The organism is Providencia rettgeri (assembly GCF_013702265.1).
Classification (GTDB): Bacteria; Pseudomonadota; Gammaproteobacteria; order Enterobacterales; family Enterobacteriaceae; genus Providencia; species Providencia zhijiangensis.
Genome location: NZ_CP059348.1, coordinates 1472297 through 1492579 on the forward strand (window position 1 = coordinate 1472297; position 20283 = coordinate 1492579).

General features: G+C 40.8%; 16 protein-coding genes. 8 read left to right on the top strand and 8 right to left on the bottom strand.

Annotated features, from left to right (window positions below):
- Positions 1–21 precede the first annotated feature (21 nt).
- From H0913_RS06725 to ybfF, 8 genes are all read right to left on the bottom strand, one after another.
- Positions 22–543: a bactofilin family protein gene (locus H0913_RS06725; RefSeq protein WP_230089171.1), complete on the bottom strand. Its 522-nt coding sequence runs from the start codon at positions 541–543 to the stop codon at positions 22–24.
- A 432-nt stretch (positions 544–975) separates the two neighbouring features.
- Positions 976–1422 carry a ferric iron uptake transcriptional regulator gene (fur, locus tag H0913_RS06730; protein WP_154604258.1) on the bottom strand — a complete coding sequence of 149 codons (447 nt, stop codon included), beginning with the start codon at positions 1420–1422 and terminating at the stop codon, positions 976–978.
- Positions 1423–1651: 229 nt separating this feature from the next.
- The gene (fldA, locus tag H0913_RS06735) at positions 1652–2179 is read right to left on the bottom strand and encodes a flavodoxin FldA (RefSeq protein ID WP_036951795.1); all 528 of its coding nucleotides are present in this window, start codon (positions 2177–2179) and stop codon (positions 1652–1654) included.
- Between the two features lie 155 nt (positions 2180–2334).
- Positions 2335–2628, bottom strand: a complete 294-nt coding sequence (gene ybfE / locus H0913_RS06740) for a LexA regulated protein (protein ID WP_036951793.1) — start codon at positions 2626–2628, stop codon at positions 2335–2337.
- Between the two features lie 173 nt (positions 2629–2801).
- The gene (locus H0913_RS06745; RefSeq protein ID WP_154604257.1) at positions 2802–4892 is read right to left on the bottom strand and encodes a type I secretion system permease/ATPase; all 2091 of its coding nucleotides are present in this window, start codon (positions 4890–4892) and stop codon (positions 2802–2804) included.
- Between the two features lie 3 nt (positions 4893–4895).
- Positions 4896–6224: an HlyD family type I secretion periplasmic adaptor subunit gene (locus tag H0913_RS06750; RefSeq protein WP_154604256.1), complete on the bottom strand. Its 1329-nt coding sequence runs from the start codon at positions 6222–6224 to the stop codon at positions 4896–4898.
- 17 nt (positions 6225–6241) lie between these two features.
- Entirely contained in the window at positions 6242–8329 is a 2088-nt protein-coding gene (locus H0913_RS06755) for a peptidase domain-containing ABC transporter (RefSeq protein WP_181478281.1), read from the bottom strand.
- Positions 8330–8550: 221 nt separating this feature from the next.
- Positions 8551–9327 (bottom strand): esterase, encoded by a 777-nt coding sequence (ybfF, locus tag H0913_RS06760; protein WP_181478283.1) that lies wholly within the window; start codon positions 9325–9327, stop codon positions 8551–8553.
- 222 nt (positions 9328–9549) lie between these two features.
- On the opposite strand from ybfF, the gene seqA reads away from it, so the two are divergent.
- The 8 genes from seqA to H0913_RS06800 all read left to right on the top strand — a co-directional run bounded on the left by seqA (position 9550) and on the right by H0913_RS06800 (position 20282).
- Complete coding sequence (gene seqA / locus H0913_RS06765; RefSeq protein WP_154604253.1) at positions 9550–10098, top strand: replication initiation negative regulator SeqA; 549 nt, start codon at positions 9550–9552, stop codon at positions 10096–10098.
- A gap of 112 nt (positions 10099–10210) precedes the next feature.
- Positions 10211–11845, top strand: coding sequence for a phosphoglucomutase (alpha-D-glucose-1,6-bisphosphate-dependent) (gene pgm / locus H0913_RS06770; RefSeq protein WP_181478285.1), 1635 nt, complete (start codon positions 10211–10213; stop codon positions 11843–11845).
- A gap of 292 nt (positions 11846–12137) precedes the next feature.
- Positions 12138–13226 (top strand): 3-phosphoserine/phosphohydroxythreonine transaminase, encoded by a 1089-nt coding sequence (gene serC, locus H0913_RS06775; RefSeq protein ID WP_181478287.1) that lies wholly within the window; start codon positions 12138–12140, stop codon positions 13224–13226.
- 108 nt (positions 13227–13334) lie between these two features.
- Entirely contained in the window at positions 13335–14612 is a 1278-nt protein-coding gene (gene aroA, locus H0913_RS06780) for a 3-phosphoshikimate 1-carboxyvinyltransferase (RefSeq protein WP_181478289.1), read from the top strand.
- A 190-nt stretch (positions 14613–14802) separates the two neighbouring features.
- Positions 14803–15486, top strand: a complete 684-nt coding sequence (gene cmk / locus H0913_RS06785) for a (d)CMP kinase (RefSeq protein ID WP_036951769.1) — start codon at positions 14803–14805, stop codon at positions 15484–15486.
- Positions 15487–15659: 173 nt separating this feature from the next.
- A complete protein-coding gene (rpsA, locus tag H0913_RS06790; protein WP_006662163.1) occupies positions 15660–17333 on the top strand; it encodes a 30S ribosomal protein S1 in 1674 nt (557 codons plus the stop codon).
- 54 nt (positions 17334–17387) lie between these two features.
- A complete protein-coding gene (gene ihfB / locus H0913_RS06795) occupies positions 17388–17675 on the top strand; it encodes an integration host factor subunit beta (protein ID WP_006657810.1) in 288 nt (95 codons plus the stop codon).
- A gap of 294 nt (positions 17676–17969) precedes the next feature.
- The gene (locus H0913_RS06800) at positions 17970–20282 is read left to right on the top strand and encodes a DNA internalization-related competence protein ComEC/Rec2 (protein WP_181478291.1); all 2313 of its coding nucleotides are present in this window, start codon (positions 17970–17972) and stop codon (positions 20280–20282) included.
- Position 20283 lies beyond the last annotated feature (1 nt).

Genomic DNA, 20283 nt, shown 5'->3' on the forward strand with positions numbered 1-20283 from the left:
TCATTTATTTAACAAATTTAATTACAGAGCACCCGCTTCAGATGTGTGTGGTTCTGAATTTTCTTGTTTGGTTTTTTCTTTAAATACCGCTACGTTTCCCGTCGATTTCGTTGCAGATTTAACCTCAGCATGACCAGAAAATATTCCGCCTTTTTTAATGGATAAACTGGAATAGCGGATGATGCCATAAATTTCACCATTGGTATCAATGCTAATAGTTTCGGTGATGCATTCACCTTCCACTTTGCCATTTACCCATAGCTCATTACTGGTTATATTGCCGGTAACATGTCCATTTTGCATGATTTTGACGGTGTTGTTTTTACCGGTAATATTGCCAATCACAGTACCATAAATATGCACTTGTTCATTGGAAGTAATATTGCCCTCAAACACGACATCTTTGGCAATAATGGTATTGGTTTTTTCTTCGCTAACGACTGCTGTAGATGTTTGCATTTTTTCCTCAGCAATTTGTTGAGTGATTTCTTCTTTATTGATAGTGGGAGTGGGCTCTGGTTTGTTTTGTTTTTTATTGAACATGTGACTAACCTTTTTGTAATTGAAGTATAGAACCAAACAAATGATTGAAGATATAAAGGCAACGGATGCCACAAAGGTATATCTAAAAAACCACGCTATCAAAGTAAGAAACCAGAAGAAAAAACTTATGTTCAAAAACAGATATGTTTTTTTCATCCTTTAATCTCTTACGCATAAATTTGATCATGAGTATAAATTAAAATAACACATGGCAAATTAAAGAATAGAGGATAATTTTAGTTTTATCTGAAGAAATAAAGCTATGTATTTTAAAAAAATAGTCGCTAATTTTCAGCTAAAGAGCAAAATAGGGGAATGTTAAGAATATATAAATAAAAATACCCACTAATAAACATTAAGTGGGTATCATCAATACGAAATCACTGATTAATTAAATCGCCTCATTTTTAATGAGACGATTTATGAATGTGATTATTTAGCTTCGTGGACGCTTTCATTTTCACGACAGTCACCTTCAGCACAGTGGCCATATAGATATAAACTGTGGTTAGACAGTTTAATGCCGTGGCGCTTGGCGATGTCATGCTGACGTTCTTCGATTGATTCGTCAGTAAATTCGATAACTTTGCCACAATCTAAACAAATTAAGTGGTCATGGTGATGCTGCTGAGTCAATTCAAATACGGATTTTCCACCTTCGAAATTGTGACGAGTCACAATACCTGCATCATCAAATTGGTTTAATACGCGGTAGACAGTGGCTAACCCGATTTCTTCACCAATATCAATCAGCTTTTTGTAGAGATCTTCCGCACTGACGTGATGGCACTCAGGCTCCTGAAGTACTTCCAAAATCTTCAATCTTGGAAGAGTGACTTTGAGTCCTGCATTTTTCAATGCTTTATTATTGTCTGTCATGCGGGCTTGTCCTGTATTTTAAATCATAAATTTAACAATAATGAGACGTTTTTAACAAAAATCCAGTTGTCTTCTAAACTGATTTACAATTATAGGCATGGAAAATAAAAATAGAAACCATGCATTGTCTCATTATTTTGATTCGTTCTTAAAAGCGAGTCCATTAGATGGAAGGAATAATCCATCATATCGAATGGCACCCGCTTTTAATTGACAATCTATGTCATTATTAGCCAAGGATTTCAGCCAGAGACATCTCTTCAGAGATCTGTTTAACCCAAGCGTCAACACGCTCTTCGGTCAGTTCTGGTTGACGATCTTCATCGATAGCAAGGCCGATAAAGTGATTATCGTCTGCCATACCTTTAGAGACTTCAAAGTGGTAGCCTTCAGTTGGCCAATGGCCCACGATCACTGCACCACGTGGCTCAATGATGTCACGGATAGTTCCCATCGCATCACAGAAATACTCTGCGTAGTCTTCTTGGTCTCCACAACCAAACAGTGCGACAAGCTTGCCGTCAAAATCAATTTCTTCTAATGTTGGGAAAAAGTCATCCCAATCACACTGAGCTTCACCGTAGTACCACGTAGGGATGCCAAGAAGTAGGATATCAAATGCTTCGATATCTTCTTTGCTGCATTTAGCAATATCGTGAACTTCTGCAACATCTTTGCCTAATCTTTCTTGGATCATTTTGGCAATATTTTCTGTGTTACCTGTGTCACTTCCGAAGAAAATGCCTATAACTGCCATAAAGTGATTAACCTCTTGTTTTTCTAGTAGAGAGTATAAATTACCGATTCTGCTAGAACTAAAATAGAGAACGAAAATAGGTAAAATTTTGCGCCTTATTTTGGCGAAAAAAACAGTGTTAGTCTGTCAAATTTGTGTGATTTATCCAGATACGGCTAGCGATCAATTGTCTCACTAACCTGCTCAAGTTGAGCCATCAAAATTTCTTCAATTAGCTCACTTCGGCTTATGTTTTTCTCTTCAGCTAATTGGTTTAAGACCGCGACAGCGTCTTCATTTAATTTCAGCTCAACTCGACGTAGCCCTTTGACTTTGTCTCGTTTTAGCTGATTTCGCTTATTGATTCGTAATTGTTCATCCCGCGACAACGGGCTAGTTTTTGGTCGCCCAGGCCTGCGTTCTTCTGCGAACAAATCCAGTGTGGTGCGGTCAGTTTGTTCTTTTGCCATATCTACTATTGCTAACGGAAGGGGTGTGCCAGTAATTCAGCGGGCAATGATACCCTAGCTGAACCCCTAGTACCATAGGTGCATACCCCGCTAATTCATCTAATAGATTAAAAAAAAAGCACTTTTAAGAAAAAAGCATCACCCAAAGAGTAAGTGATGCTTTTTTATTCAGGTTAACGAGTCTGTTGTTGCCATAAATTGGCATAAAGACCATTCAGTTTTAGAAGGTTCTGATGAGTTTGCGCTTCGGCGACTTCACCATTTCGTATCACGTAAATTTTATCGGCGTTCATAATGGTATTGAGGCGATGGGCAATGCTAATCACCGTTCTGCCTTGTGTGATCAACGGCATATTTTTCATGATGGCGGATTCCGATTCGTAATCCAGCGCAGAGGTGGCCTCATCGAGAATTAAAATATCAGGTTCAGTAATTAAAGCTCGAGCAAGCGCAATACGTTGACGTTGACCGCCAGAGAGATTTAACCCTTTTTCAGATAAATGATAATTAAAGTTTTCAGGCAAAGACATAATAAACTCATAGGCTCCAGCCAATTTTGCAGCATGGACTAATTGTTCTTCACTCGCTTGTGGGTAACTTAATCGGATATTTTCTGCAATTGTTCCGACAAAAAGAGTACTTTCTTGAAGGACGACACTCATTCGGCGGCGTAACGCGACGGTATCTGTCACCGCTAGATCCATTCCATCCACAATAACTTGCCCATGTTGAGGGATATATAGCCGCTGTAACAATTTGGTGAGGGTACTTTTTCCTGATCCTGATGGCCCTGTGATACCAATAAATTCTCCGGCTTTGATGGATAAAGTCAGATTACTTAGCACCTCAGGGGTTTCAGGTTGATAGCGAAAACGGATATTTTGAAACTCAATTTCCCCTTGAATGGTGCTTGAGCTAGCAATGCCTTGGCGTTCATTTTCTATAGGTTTATCAAGAATATCGCCAACGCGACGTAGAGAAATGATGGTATGTTGGAAGTCTTGCCAAATTTGAGCAAAGCGTAGAATAGGCTGAGTAACGTGGGCGCTTAACATATTGAAAGCGACAAGTTCTCCAGGAGTGATATTTCCTTCCAAGACTTCATTAACACCAAGCCAAAGTAGAACAGCGGTAGTGACTTTACTGACTAACGTCATTAACTGTGTTGCCACCACACTACGCATGGAAACTTTGAAGCCTTGACTCAATTGTTGACTGAGTAATTTTTGCCAGCGTTGGAAAAAGTATTTTTCAGTGGCTGTCGTTTTTACAGTTTCGATACCGGTTATTGATTCAGTTAAAAATGTGAGTCCGTTTTCATCAGCTTGGTAGGATTTTTCCGTCTGCTGGCGGATGATTGGACCTAAAATCATCCACAGAACGAAAAAGACTCCCATAGACCCTACCAGCGTCCATGTCATTAGGCTGCTATATGAAAATAAGACGGCGATAAAGAGGATCACAAAGATAAAGTCAATAAACAGCATCAGTGTTGAGCCAGTCAAAAACTGGCGAATATGAGCTAATTCACGGACTCGTGCAATGATTTTCCCTGTGGGCCTTAATTTAAAGTAATTAAGCGGCAGTGCCATTAAATGGCGATAAATTTTACCTGATAGCTCCGAGCCAATTTGTGTGCTGGTATGACTGAAAATTTTATCACGAATAAAACTGTAAACAGGTTCTGCAATAGCAATAGCTAGTATTCCCAAGGCAATAACATGTAAATTATGCAAGCTGCGCCCGACAAGTACTTTATCGATTAAGTTTTGAAATAGTAGGGGGCTTACGAGAGCAAAAAATTGCACAATTGCAGCAAGAATAAAGACGTTTTTGAGTTTTAAACGTTGGCGAATAATGGATGGAATAAACCAACTGATACCAAATGCTCTTTTTTGTTCTTTCTCCAACTGCTCTTTAATTAAAATGACGGAGTAATTGTATTCGGGGGATTCATTCCATGGTTCCTCATCGCCTTCTTTTGGTGAGAGCACGGTGAGCGGTGAGTTTTGGGTGATAATATGCCAGCGTTGATTAATCAACACCAAAGCAGGTAATGGGATATCCTGCATCTGTTGTCGAGTGAGAGAAATGAGCTCTGTTTCATAACCAATAATCTGTGCACATTGTCTGATTTCAAAATCTGTGGGGGAATCATTCTGCATACCAATGGCATGCATTAATTGTCCTTGAGTGACATTTTTTTGAAAATGATTAGCAATCCATATTAAGGCTTCCAAGCCATTGTTATTTTGCTGTTCCATCGATTACTTCTCTCTCATGGCTGTGGCAGTATATTCGTTAATTGGGCTTAATAGATAATCAATTAATCGCCGTTTATCTGTTTTTATTTCAGCAACAATAGACAAGCCTGGAGTCATTTCAATTTGCTCGCCTTCCACCAATAGCTGTTTGCTGCTTAAACCAATTTGCGCTAAATAAACGAGACCTAGATTGTCATCTTGCGTGCTATCACGGGAAATGGACAATACCTCACCTTCGATAGTCCCATAGCGGGTATAAGGAAAGGCGTCAATTTTGACATCCGCTTTTAAGCCTTCTTGGATAAAGCCAATATCTTTATTGAGTATTTTGACTTCAGCTAATTGCACATGGTTATTGGGTACAATAACCATCAATTGCTGTGCTGGTTGTAATACAGCGCCTAGGGTATAAACCGCAATTTGTTGCACGGTTCCATCCACTGGCGCGCGAATAACTTCAAGCTGATTTCTTTCTTGGTTTTTAATCAATTCCTGTTCAAGAGAAACAAATTTGAATTTAGCTTGCTGATATTTCTCATGCCATTCTTGGTGTTTTTGCGCATTAATCCTATCTTGCTTTTCGAGTAACGCATGATGTTGGCTATTTAATATAGAGAGTTCGGATTGTTTGGTGGTTTTTTCTTTTCTTGCGAGTAGTAATTCACGCTCCTGTTCTAAAAATTCTTTTTGACTGATTAACTGTTTTTGACTCAGGGCGGTATGCGCATCGAGCCGTTTTTTAATGTTATTCATCAAGATATTGATGTCTTTTAACTCTCGTTCTCTCGCTTGAAAGTTAACGCGATTAATTTGAATTTCATTGGTTATTTCGTTGAGTAAGGTTTCATACTCTTTTTTAATAGTTTGATAGCTGAGTTGTGCTTGAGTTTTCTCCGTAGCGGATAGTTTGCTGTAATAAGCAGAAATTTCAATGGATTGCTGGTTGAGTAGAGCATGGTGGATCATTTCTTCACTAGCGTGAAAGTTTTTTTGGTAGTGTTGACTAAGGATATCTTGGTCTACGCCTAATACTTTAACGCTGAGTAATGGATCCCCTTGCTTTACCTGTTGCCCATCTTCAACGTGAATTTGCTGTAAACGACTTAATTCAAAAGCTTGAATGGTTTGGGTTCGTCCTGAAACGATGAGTTTTCCTTGAGTGGTCGCTTGAACATCCAGTTTGCCAAAATAAGACCAAGCAATAGCGATAAAAATACCAACACTAATACTGATGGCTATGGTAAATGCCAAATAAGAAGGTGGCGTTTTTAAAATAGCCAAATGGGCAGGTAAAAAACTGTTATAGCGAGAGAGCGCTGATTTTTTTTTCATGGTTAACATCCGTGTCATTATTTAAGAGACTGCTGAAGCGTCCATAAATGTGTATAAAATTGATTGTTCTCGATTAATTGTTGATGGCTACCTTGCTCAACAATTTGCCCTTGCTGCATCACGATAATTCTTTGGTGGTTGCGGATCGTCGAAAGGCGGTGGGCAATAGTAATTACGGTACGTCCTTTAGCTATTTCTTGCATATTTTCTTGAATGATAGCTTGGGATTCATCATCCAAGGCGCTGGTGGCCTCATCGAAAATAATGATCTTTGGATCCGACAATAGTGTTCTGGCAATGGCGATGCGTTGGCGTTGGCCTCCAGAAAGAGAAGAGCCGCCTTCGGCTAAAATCGTGTCATAGCCCATCGGCAATTTAAGGATGAAATCGTGGGCTCCCGCCATTTTTGCAGCATTCACAACCTCATCCATTGAGGCATTAGGGCGAGTTTGAGCAATATTGTCGAAAACAGATTGATGAAATAAAAAATTCTCTTGCAAAACAATACCAATTTGCTGCCTTAGGGAAGCAAGGCTAAGCGCTGTAATTGGCATTCCATCAAGATAGATTCCCCCTTGTTCTGGGGTGTATAAACGCAAAATTAACCGAGCTAGAGTGCTTTTCCCTGAGCCCGATGTGCCTACAATACCAATAGTTTCTCCGGCTTTTATTGAAATGTTAAAGTTATTGAGGACGGTCGGCATATTGGGTTGATAACGGAAGCTAATGTTATGTAATTGAATATCACCACTCAGCCGAGATTCGTTTTCTTTCTTGCTCTGTTCTTGCGGAAGATTAATGATTTGTGACAGCTTTTCTACTGCCACTTTGGTTCGAATATAATCTCCCCATAATTTGACCAGTTTGACGAGAGGCTGGTTTGCATGATTGACCATCATATGAAAGGCAATAAATTGCCCAATAGTCAATTGCAGAGCCAGAACTTCAGATGCGCCAACCCATAGAATGATGGCGCTCGTCACCTTTTCAATGACCATTACAATATGTTCAGAGCGTGAACTGATTTGCCCAGATACAAAATTGGTTTGGCTCATATCTGCCGTTTGTTTATCCCAACGACGGGTAAAGCTCGGTTCAATGGATAAGCTCTTGGCAGTTTCAATCCCATTAACGCTTTCTGTTAAGAATGAGGTATTCACCGCAATATTGGCAAACTGTTGCTGAGCCGCAGCTTCAATTTTCGGTGTTAGCCACCATGCGACCAATAAATAACAGGGAATAGAACAGAGGAAAAGTAAGGTGAGGGTGCCGGAAAGCAAGTTCATCACATAGATGAAGACGAACAAAAACAGAACATCGACACATAACGTGAAAAAGCTACTGGTCAAGAATTCTCGGATAGTTTCCAATTCTTTAACTCGGGTAACAATGGCACCAATTTGTCGATTTTTAAAAAATGAAATAGGTAGGTGCAATAAGTGATTAACTAACTTTAATCCTAACGTCATATCGATACGATTAACGGTATGATTATAAATATATTCCCGTAGCCCTTTTAATATAACCTCAATAATCGCAGCGACGATTAAACCGAAAATTAAAACATCCAAGGTGGATAAACTATGATGAATAAGCACTTTATCCATAATAACCTGCATCACAATGGGGGAGGCTAGCGCTAATATTTGTAAAATAAAAGAGAAAACCAATACCCAAGTGATGATTTTGCGGTACTTCATAAATTCCGCTTGGAACCATGAAATATCGAATTTCCCTTGCTTCACTTTGACGTGAAGCCAATCCCCATTCCAATTTTTTTGTAGCTCTTCATGGCTCCATATTTCAGGTGTAGGATGACCAAAACGCTGAATGAGCACTTGTTCTTGATTATGATTAGCCAACAGAAAAGCGTGACCATCATTATCATAAAGAATGGCGGGTGACGGTAGTTTTGCAATGCCTTTATCGCGCTGATGCTTATTCTTGCATTTAATCTGATAATTATCTTTTATTGTTTTAATATAATTTTGAAATTGATTTATATTCTCTGTTTTCTGTTTGAAATCATCATAATCAATTTCGCCAGAAAGTTTTGCAATAACGCCAATAAAATATAATGTTGATTGTGTTTTGACACTTTCCATTGTGTATATTCATCATCCTGTATATTTAATAATGTCTGTGTATATATCGATTTGAAAAATATGATTATTTAATCGAGGTAGATAATACAGTCATCATAATTACAAGTGTATTGAAGTTCGTCTTATTATTTGAATATGAATATATTTAATGGATGTGTTTTATCCTGATATTGACGATTTGAATATTCAATATCAGGATTGCGGGAGTCAATGCGGTTAGATCAGTCAGGAATAGCTAAAAAGCGGTGAATCGCTCGTAATACATGCTCTGGTTTTTCGGCATGAACCCAATGTCCGGCATCGGCAACCACCCAAGCTTTAGCTTGAGGAAACTGCGCAGCAATGTCGTCGCGGTATTCGGCTTGCACATAGGGCGAATTTCCGCCGGGGATCAGTAACACGGGTTTATCCCATTTTGGCACAGTTTTCCAACCGATGATCTTTTCATAGTTAGCTTTGATTGCCGAAAGATTGAATTTCCACTCACCTTGTTTAAAGGATTTTAGTAAGAATTGAATGACACCTTCTTCGGGAATGAATTCGCGCATAATGCCGCTAGCCTCTTGGCGGGTTTTAGCGTGCGCTTGAGTTGTTGCTTCTAGCGCAGCAATAATTTCGTCATGGCGGCGAACGTTGTAAGCGACAGGTGCGATATCGATGGCCACAATTTTTTCGATAAAATCAGGCGCTATCTCACTGGCAGCCATGGCAATTTTGCCACCCATAGAGTGCCCAATAAGAATGGCATTGTGGTAACCAAGGGATTTTACGAGCGAAATCACATCTTCGGCCATCTGTTGGTATTCCATTTCGTCAGAACGAAATGAGTCACCATGGTTGCGTACATCGATTTGAATAGTATCGAAATAGTTTTGTAAGTCGCGACCTAAAACACCTAAATTATTCAGGTCACCAAAGAGTCCATGGATCAAAACGACGGGGGTGACGGTGATCGGATTTTCAGGTTTATGGATTGTATAATTGAGTAATTCGGTCATATTTGGACTACGATTGATATTGTTTGCCAGGTTGGTGACTTATCATGGCATGGTGATGCCAAAAAACCAAATCTGTATAATCAGAACAAGGTAACCTACTGAAATCCCATGAAACTTAACTCGTTGTTTGTTTTAAGTTATTGAAATTTTAATTGTTTTGTTTTTTTTAATTCTGGCTTATAATCTGGCGCGAATTTTAGTTTAAGAAAGTACTGGGAAAAAATGAAAACGATAGAAGTTGATGAAGAGCTTTACCGCTATATTGCAAGTCACACACAGCATATCGGTGAAAGTGCATCGGATATTTTACGCCGTATGCTAAATTTCAAATCCGCGCAGCAGCCAGTACCCGCAAAAGAAGTGAGTGTAGCACCGTTAGCGCCACAAGATGCGCCGGTGATGAATACCAAGGTGGTTGCTCAAAACCCTGTGAGAGTGATCAGAGAATTATTATTATCTGATGCTTATGCAGAAAAAAATAAGGCGATTGACCGCTTTATGCTAATTCTTTCAACGCTATACAGCTTAGATGCGAAAAGTTTTGAGAGCGCAACAGAATCGATGCATGGCCGCACCCGTGTTTATTTTGCTGGTGATGAGCAAACACTACTGGCTGCGGGCAAGCAATCAAAACCTCGCCATATACCGGGCACGCCGTATTGGGTGATCACTAACACCAACACTAATCGCAAGCGCAGTATGATTGATGCGATTATGCAAGAGATGAACTTCCCAGCGAATGTCATCGAAAAAGTCGGCAATACGATTTAACTTTGGTAAATACTATCTAATCTTAGTAATGCTATCTAACCTTGATAGTCATCTAAACATTGTGAAGTCACTGGTGTTTCACGCTAAGCATCAGTGCTTTGGGAGATAACAAGTGGCAATTCATGAACGAGCAGGGCAGCTTCCATTTCAAAGTGATTTGATTAACGTTGCTCAGTTAACAGCTCAATATTATACCCAGCAGCCAGATCCCGATGTGTCTTCTCAGGCTGTCAAGTTTGGGACTTCTGGGCATCGTGGTAGTTCGCTGCGTAAAAACTTTAATGAAAACCACATTCTGGCAATCGCTCAAGCGATAGCTGATCTGCGTAAGCAGCAAGGGGTATCAGGACCTTGTTATGTGGGTAAAGATACCCATGCGCTGTCAGAAGCAGCTTTTATATCGGTGATCGAAGTATTAGCAGCTAACCAAGTTCATGTTATTGTTCAAGAAGATAACGGTTTTACCCCAACTCCGGCTATCTCCCACGCGATTTTAAGCTATAACAAAGCGCATCAAGATGTTGCTGACGGCATCGTAATCACTCCATCCCATAATCCACCGGAAGATGGTGGAATTAAATATAATCCTGCTAACGGTGGTCCTGCGGATACAGATTTGACATCGGTTATTGAACAGAATGCTAATCAATTACTTGCAGCAGATCTTGATGGTGTGAAGTGCTTAGATTTTGCCGATGCAATGGCGAGTGGTTTTGTGACAGAGCAAGATCTGGTGATGCCATACGTTCGCGCACTCGGCGAAGTTGTGGATATGCAAGCTATCCAAAAATCAGGATTAAAAATCGGCGTCGACCCTCTGGGCGGTTCCGGTATTGAATACTGGAAAAAAATTGCAGAGTATTATCAGTTAGATATTGAAATTGTTAATGACCAGCTTGACCAAACATTCCGCTTTATGCCATTAGACCACGATGGTGTGATCCGCATGGACTGTTCATCCCGTTGGGCGATGGCTGGCTTGCTGGGAATGAAAGAAAAGTTTGATTTAGCATTTGCGAACGATCCGGATTATGACCGCCACGGCATTGTTACCCCAAGTGGATTAATGAACCCTAACCACTACCTTGCTGTTGCGATTGACTATCTATTTCAACATCGCCCTCAATGGGGCAAAGAAGTTGCTGTAGGTAAAACGTTAGTTTCCAGCGCCATGATTGACCGTGTTGTTAATGATATTGGCCGTGAACTCATTGAAGTGCCTGTTGGCTTTAAATGGTTTGTGGATGGCTTATTTAATGGCAGCCTTGGTTTTGGTGGCGAAGAGAGTGCTGGTGCTTCATTTTTAAAATTTGATGGCACGCCATGGTCGACAGATAAAGACGGTATTATTTTATGTCTGCTTGCTGCAGAAATTACAGCAGTAACAGGGGAAAACCCTCAGCAGCGTTATAATAAACTCGCTGAAAAATTTGGCGCACCAATCTACAGTCGTATCCAAGCGAAAGCAACCCACGAGCAGAAAGCTAAGTTAAGCAAGTTATCGCCAGAAATGGTATCAGCAGATACATTAGCGGGTGATAAAATTACTCAGCGTTTAACGGCGGCTCCGGGCAATGGGGCATCAATTGGCGGGTTAAAAATCATGACTGACTATGGTTGGTTTGCAGCTCGCCCATCAGGCACTGAAGAAGCTTACAAAATTTACTGTGAAAGTTTCCGTGGTGAAGAACATCTTCACTTGATTGAGAAAGAAGCGATTGAAATCGTCAGTAAAGTGATTAGTTAGTTTTTGTCTTTAAAGCGGGTGGTTATTGCCCGCTTTTCATCATTAAATCCCCAACTGCAAAATAAAGCAGATTCGAGATTTTATCTCCTTTTTAGTACACATTACTTCATAAAATTGTGGTAGCGGATTCTGTGACGCTATTAACAAAATTGTTTTCTTTTTTTACCCTTCAAATTTGACCTTTTGTTTTTGCTATCGATACGTAATAACCGTTGCAGCTAGTGGCTCGGAATGATACAACTTTAGGTATCTGAGTGATGTTAACTAACAATATTGAAGGTAGGTAAGGTCAATGAGTCAGGTTTATAATTTCAGCGCAGGGCCGGCAATGTTACCCGTTGAAGTCATGCGCCGTGCAGAGCAAGAATTTTGTAACTGGAAAGGTTTAGGGGTTTCTGTGATGGAAGTGAGCCATCGCGGGAAAGATTTTATTGAAGTTGCGAAAGAAGCAGAACAAGATTTACGCGACTTATTAAATATTCCTGATAACTATAAAGTTTTATTCTGTCATGGTGGTGCTCGTGCTCATTTTGCCACACTGCCAATGAACCTGTTAGGTGATAAAACGACAGCAGACTACATTGTCAGTGGCTATTGGTCTGAATCAGCTGCTAAAGAAGCTCAAAAATATTGCACCCCGAACGTGATTGATGTCGTTCAAGAAAATAACGGCGTTGTTAGCATCAAACCAATGAGTGAATGGCCATTAAGTAAAGATGCTGCCTATGTTCATTATTGCCCGAATGAAACCATTGGTGGCTTAGCTATCCATGAAGAGCCTGATTTCCCAGCGGACAAAATTATAGTTGCTGATTATTCATCTGCGATTTTATCTAAACCTATCGATGTAAGCCGCTATGGCGTGATTTATGCTGGCGCACAGAAAAATATTGGTCCAGCAGGCTTAACGCTGGTTATCATTCGTGAAGATCTGCTCGGCAAAGCTTCACCTCAAACGCCATCTGTTTTTGATTACACTGTACTTGCGCAATATGAGTCCATGTTCAATACTCCGCCAACTTTTGCTTGGTATTTAGCGGGTATGGTTTTCAAATGGTTAAAAGAGCAAGGCGGATTGCAGGAAATCGCAAAACGTAACTATGAAAAATCACAGTTGCTGTATAGCGCAATCGATGACAGTGAATTCTATATTAACCGCGTCGCGGTGGAGAATCGCTCTTGGATGAACGTACCATTCCAAATGCAAAACCCTGCATTGGATACAACATTTATCGAAGATGCTAAAAACCAAGGGTTATTATCACTAAAAGGCCATAAGGTTTCCGGCGGAATGCGCGCATCTATTTACAATGCGATGCCGCTGGCGGGTGTTCAGGCGTTAGTTGACTTTATGGCTGATTTTGAACGTCATCATGCCTAATTTATGATGTACTAGTTGTTAGGCCGATTTGCTCAGGAAGAGCGAGTCGGCTCATTCATTTAAATAACGATAAAAAAGTAGCAAATCACATCGGAGAAATCACTTTTCATGCAATCCCTGACATTACAACCAATTTCTTCAATTAATGGCACCATTAATCTGCCGGGGTCAAAAAGTGTCTCCAACCGCGCACTTCTCTTAGCCGCTATGGCAAAAGGCACTACGGTACTCACTAATTTATTAGACAGCGATGATATTCGCCATATGCTGAATGCATTAAGCCAGCTAGGTGTTAAATATCAATTATCTGAAGATAAAACTCGTTGCCAAGTTGAAGGGATAAATGGCTGTTTATCTCATCAAGGCGAACTTGAGATCTTTTTAGGTAATGCGGGCACCGCAATGCGCCCATTAACGGCCGCACTGTCATTATGCGCAAATAATATTGTATTAACGGGCGAACCGCGCATGAAAGAGCGCCCGATTGGTCATTTAGTGGATGCCTTAAGAGAAGGCGGCGCTAAGATTGACTATCTTGAACAAGAAAATTACCCACCGATGCGTTTAAATGGCGGCTTTGTTGGTGGGAATATCTCCGTAGATGGCTCTGTTTCTAGCCAATTCTTAACTGCATTATTAATGGCGGCGCCTTTAGCTTCTCAGGACACGGTGATTACGATTGCAGGCGAGCTGGTTTCCAAACCTTATATCGACATTACGCTGGCATTAATGAAAACCTTCGGTGTGAATGTTGAAAATCATCAATACCAAAAATTTGTGATCAAAGGTCAGCAACATTACGTATCTCCGGGTGAATACCTTGTCGAGGGGGATGCATCTTCCGCTTCCTATTTCCTAGCCGCCGCAGCGATTAAAGGTGGCGTCGTTCGAGTCACTGGGATTGGCCGCAATAGCTTACAGGGTGATACGAAATTCGCTAACGTTTTGGAAAAAATGGGTGCAATTATCCGCTGGGGGGATGATTACGTTGAATGTGAGCGTGGAACTCTGAACGGCATTGATATGGATATGAACGCTATTCCCGACGCAGCGATGACTATCGGAACGGTTGCTCTGTTTGCAAAAGGTGAGACTGTCATTCGTAATATCTATAACTGGCGAGTGAAAGAAACGGATCGCTTATTTGCGATGGCAACTGAGCTACGTAAAGTGGGTGCAGAAGTTGAAGAAGGGCACGACTTTATCCGTGTCGTGCCACCAGCCCAGCTAAAACATGCTGAAATTGAAACCTATAATGATCATCGTATCGCGATGTGCTTCTCGTTGGTGGCACTCTCCGATACCCCGGTAACGATTTTAGATCCGGGTTGTACAGCAAAAACTTTCCCAGATTATTTCCAACAACTCGCGCGATTAAGCCACTAACCGAATTGGATTGGTTGATTAACATCAATGTGTTATCAACCAATCTTTTCCTTTCATTTTCCTTATTTTCACCTATTTTTATTTGTAACAAACCCACCTGCGTATTTCACAATATCGATGAGTAGGTATAATATCCCCACAGATTTTAATTGCGGGTAGCTGAGGCTATTTGCAGGAAAGGAGATTTTTTATGGTGGCTATCGCCCCTGTAATCACCGTTGATGGACCAAGCGGAGCGGGTAAAGGTACTCTTTGCCAAGCATTAGCAAATGAATTTGGATGGCAATTATTAGACTCTGGTGCAATTTACCGCGTATTAGCGCTAGCGGCTCTGCATCACCACGTCGATATTCAATCTGAAGATGCTTTAGTGCCTTTAGCTGCAAATTTAGATGTGCGTTTTGTACCTGAAGAAAATCGTTTAAAAGTCATTCTCGAAGGTGAAGATGTGTCTAATGAAATTAGGCAAGAAACCGTCGGGAACACTGCATCTCAAACAGCCACGTTTCCCCGAGTGCGTGAAGCCCTGTTAAGACGTCAGCGTGCATTTAGAATGATGCCCGGCTTAATCGCAGATGGTCGTGATATGGGAACAGTAGTTTTTCCTGATGCACCAGTGAAAATTTTTCTGGATGCCTCCGCTGAGGAGCGAGCTCATCGCCGGATGAAGCAGTTGCAGGAGAAAGGGTTTGATGTTAACTTTGAGCGACTTTTGACCGAAATTCAAGAGCGCGATTATCGGGATCGTAACCGTCCGGTTGCTCCTCTTATTGCCGCTAAAGATGCGTTAGTGCTGGATTCCACAAGTATGTCTATTGAGGAAGTTATTGAAAAAGCACGTACCTACGCGAAAAAAATTCTACAATTATCGTGATAATAGGCTTTATTTTAGCTTATAATTAGATAATATACGCAATTACCTCCATGCTGGTTATTTTCTAGCATGGTTAAAACCTTGCGACAAGGAATGTTGTGGGGTATGTGAAACAACCCCATTTGGCGGGATGCTAGATGGACGTTAATATAAGACACTTGAAGATCATTAATATGACTGAATCTTTTGCTCAACTCTTTGAAGAATCCCTGCAGAATATTGAAACTCGTCCTGGTTCTATTGTACGCGGTACAGTAGTTGCTATCGATAAAGACGTAGTCCTGGTAGACGCAGGTCTTAAATCAGAATCTGCTATCCCAGTAGAACAGTTCAAAAATGCTCAGGGTGAGCTGGAAATCCAAGTTGGCGACGAAATCGATGTAGCTCTGGATGCAGTAGAAGATGGTTTCGGTGAAACTATTCTGTCTCGTGAGAAAGCTAAACGTCATGAAGCATGGCTGATGCTGGAAAAAGCTTACGAAGAAGCTGAAACTGTAACTGGTGTTATCAACGGTAAAGTTAAAGGTGGTTTCACTGTAGAACTGAACGGCATTCGTGCGTTCTTACCAGGTTCACTGGTAGATGTACGCCCAGTTCGTGATACTACTCACTTGGAAGGCAAAGAGCTTGAGTTCAAAGTAATCAAGCTGGATCAGAAACGCAACAACGTTGTTGTTTCTCGTCGTGCTGTAATTGAATCTGAAAGCAGCGCTGAGCGCGATCAACTGCTGGAAAATCTGCAAGAAGGCATGGAAGTTAAAGGTATCGTTAAGAACCTTACTGACTACGGTGCATTCGTTGATCTGGGCGGTGTTGACGGCCTGCTGCACATCACTGACATGGCTTGGAAACGTGTTAAACACCCAAGCGAAATCGTCAACGTTGGTGATGAAATCAATGTTAAAGTTCTGAAATTCGACCGTGAGCGCACTCGTGTTTCTCTGGGTCTGAAACAACTGGGCGAAGATCCTTGGGTCGCAATCGCTAAACGTTACCCAGAAGGTACTAAACTGACTGGTCGCGTTACTAACCTGACTGACTACGGTTGCTTCGTAGAAATCGAAGAAGGCGTTGAAGGTCTGGTTCACGTTTCAGAAATGGATTGGACTAACAAAAACATCCACCCATCTAAAGTTGTTAACGTTGGTGATGTTGTTGAAGTTATGGTTCTGGATATCGATGAAGAACGTCGTCGTATCTCCTTAGGCCTGAAACAGTGCAAATCTAACCCATGGCAGCAATTTGCTGAGACTCACAACAAAGGCGACCGTGTTGAAGGTAAGATCAAGTCAATCACTGACTTCGGTATCTTCATTGGTCTGGACGGCGGCATCGATGGCCTGGTTCACCTGTCTGACATCTCCTGGAACGTTGCAGGCGAAGAAGCAGTTCGTGACTACAAAAAAGGCGACGAAATCGCAGCTGTTGTTCTGCAAGTCGACGCAGAGCGTGAGCGTATCTCTCTGGGCGTTAAGCAGTTAGCTGAAGATCCATTCAACAACTACCTGGCAGCAACCAAGAAAGGCGCAATCGTTACTGGTAAAGTAATCGCAGTTGATGCTAAAGGTGCAACTGTAGAGCTGACTCTGGGCGTTGAAGGTTACCTGCGTGCATCAGAAGCTTCACGTGACCGTGTTGAAGATGCAACTCTGGTTCTGAACGTTGGTGATGATGTTGAAGCTAAATACACTGGTGTTGACCGTAAAAACCGTGTAATCAACCTGTCTGTTCGCGCTAAAGACGAAGCTGATGAGAAAGACGCTGTCGCAGCTGTGAACAAGCAAGAAGATACTGCATTCGGCAACAATGCAATGGCTGAAGCTTTCAAAGCAGCTAAAGGCGAATAATTAAGTGGGGGTAACTTCGGTTACCCCTTTGTATCGGTAGTTTAGGGAGGTACTATGACCAAGTCTGAATTAATTGAAAGACTGGCTAGCCAGCAGTCTCATCTTTCAGCGAAAACCGTTGAGGAAGCTGTAAAGGAAATACTTGAGCATATGGCTGATACGTTAGCTGAAGGCGAGCGTATTGAAGTCCGTGGATTCGGCAGTTTTTCTCTTCACTACCGTGCTCCACGCGTTGGCCGTAACCCAAAAACAGGTGATAAAGTGGAACTGGAAGGTAAATACGTTCCCCACTTCAAACCAGGTAAAGAGTTACGCGATCGTGTAAATATTTACGGTCAATAATCGACTGTAAATCTTAATTATTACTCTAAAACAGCGCCTATATTGATATAGCGCTGTTTTTTTATGTCTGTAATATCCCCATTCTGCTTTTCTTAAATTACCTTCTAATATCTTATTAAATGCATCATTTAAAGCTATTTTTGCGAAGCGCTTCGCAGCTCAATTTTTTAACTCTTTTGCATTGCATATAGTTTTGGAATAACGCTTTAAATTTTCTAATTACAAGGTTATTGAATCACTCTGAATACCTTTAACTTATCTGCACAGAAATAATCGTAGGTAGGTTTAAGGTCGATGGGAAAATTTAGCCGCCACTATCAAGATAAACTCTCTTATACAGAAGTCGCTATTGCATTGATTATCGGTACGCTTCCGTTGCTTTTCTTGCCGAATCTTCCTAGTTCTAGTCACTACTTAGTGGCTGGTATTATTCTGTTAGTCACTCTGATGGTTATTTGGCGCAATAAGCGCATTCGATTCTTGGCATTAATGGGAATGAGCTGGCTTTGGGCTTGCTGGCATGGTGTTGAAGTGCAGAAAAAAATCGATTTTTTAAGTAGTTCTCATCGTCAATGGGATATTACGATTGTTAGCATTCCACTCAATCAGGACGATGTAAAAAAGAGAGTAAGGATAGACAGAGTCGATGGAGTACGAATTTTTCCTCCGCTCTATGCATCATGGAATTTAAAACAGAATAAGCATGAAAGAATATGCGCAGGGCAGAAGTGGAATGTCGTTGGCAAGCTAAATCCAGTTCATGCTTCTTTGAATGAGGGCGGATTTGATCTGCAAAGGCATTTCATTGCTCAACGAGTTGTCGGTACACTAAAAATCAAACAAGCAGTACAAGTAGGCCAGCAATGTTCTCTACGGCAAAAAATTATCGACCAGTTCGGCGAAACACTTTCGACACGACAAAATCATGGAATTATTTATGCACTAATGTTTGGGGAGAGAGGACGGCTTTCTACGGAACATACACAGTTATTGCAATCAACAGGATTGACACACTTGATCGCAATTTCTGGATTACACATTGGAATTGCCTATTTAATTGGTTATTTATGCGCTCGCTTATTGCAATTTTTCCTACCCGTTAAATGGATAGGGGAGAATTTACCATTATTTTCAGGTGTTATATTTGCCATTCTCTATGCTTGGTTATCGAATTTTGCGATCCCTGCAAATCGAGCTGTATTTGCATTGCTACTTTGGATTTATATTCGTAAGCAGCCATTTTTCTGTTTTCCGTGGCAATGGGCGTTATGGAGTATTTCTGGGATTTTATTGTTTGATCCGCTTGCTATCCTTTCCGATAGCTTTTGGTTATCTAGCTTTGCTGTATTAGCTATTCTGTATTGGTTTCGTGTTTTTCCCATTTCACCTACGTTGAGTTGCCATCCAATTATGGGAAAAATAATGCCTCTAATTCATCTGCAAATTGGTTTATTGATTTTACTAATACCTATTCAAGTATTGTTGTTTAACGGTGTTAATATTATGAGCTTATTTGCAAATTTATGGTTTGTGCCGCTTATTACTTGGGGAGTGGTGCCCGTTATTTTTAGCACGCTATTGTTACCTATAAGTGCTTGGCATAATGTTGCTTTCGGGTTAATTGATAGTATCCTCGAGTTTGGGCTAGGGCCATTGATATATTTAAGCGGCTTTTGGACTGAAATTAACACAATGCCTATTTATAGCGTGTTTTTTTGTTGGGCATTTGCTTTTATTATCTTATTTGGTTGGTATAAAAATTATCTTGGTTTATTAAGTTGTATTGGTATTTTATTATTTTTCACTAAGAGCCAAAGCCAGCACGAAGAGCATGACTGGTGCTTAACCATGCTGGATATTGGGCATGGACTTGCCGTGGTTATGGTGCAAAATCAACAAGGGGTTTTATATGATACGGGAAACCTCTGGAATGGTGGAAGCAACGCTAAACGGCAAATTATTCCTTTCTTAAAGCATCATCAAGTCACACCTATCAACGCAATCTTAAGTCATAATCACCTTGACCATACTGGTGGTATATCTGATTTAATTGAAGCATATCCATGGTTAAGCCTACGTAGTAGCTTTGGCCAACCCAATCATCTTCCTTGTTATCAAGGACAACGCTGGCAATGGGGGATGTTAAGGTTCGAAGTATTGTGGCCAGAGAAATTAGCTGAAATATCACATAATAATGATTCTTGCGTGATTCAGGTTAGTGATGGGCATCGGCGACTATTGCTTACTGGAGATTTGGAAAAACAAGGCGAAAAAAGATTAGCATTACAAAATGATGGGCAGCTTAAAGCGGATATTTTATTTGTTCCTCACCATGGAAGTAATACATCTTCAACACCTTTATTTATACGAAAAGTACAACCAACGTTCGCATTAGTTTCCTCTGCGAGATATAGCCCATGGAAAATTCCATCAGATAAAGTCTATTTGCGCTATGCTAAAAAGAATATTCAGTGGCTAAATACGGCGGAGGAAGGTCAGGTAACAATATGTTTTAATAAAGAAAAAATGGAAATCTTACGTTACAGGAAAGAAATTAATCCACGTTGGTATCATCTGTGGTTTGGTGTTAGCCAATTTCCCTTGTAGA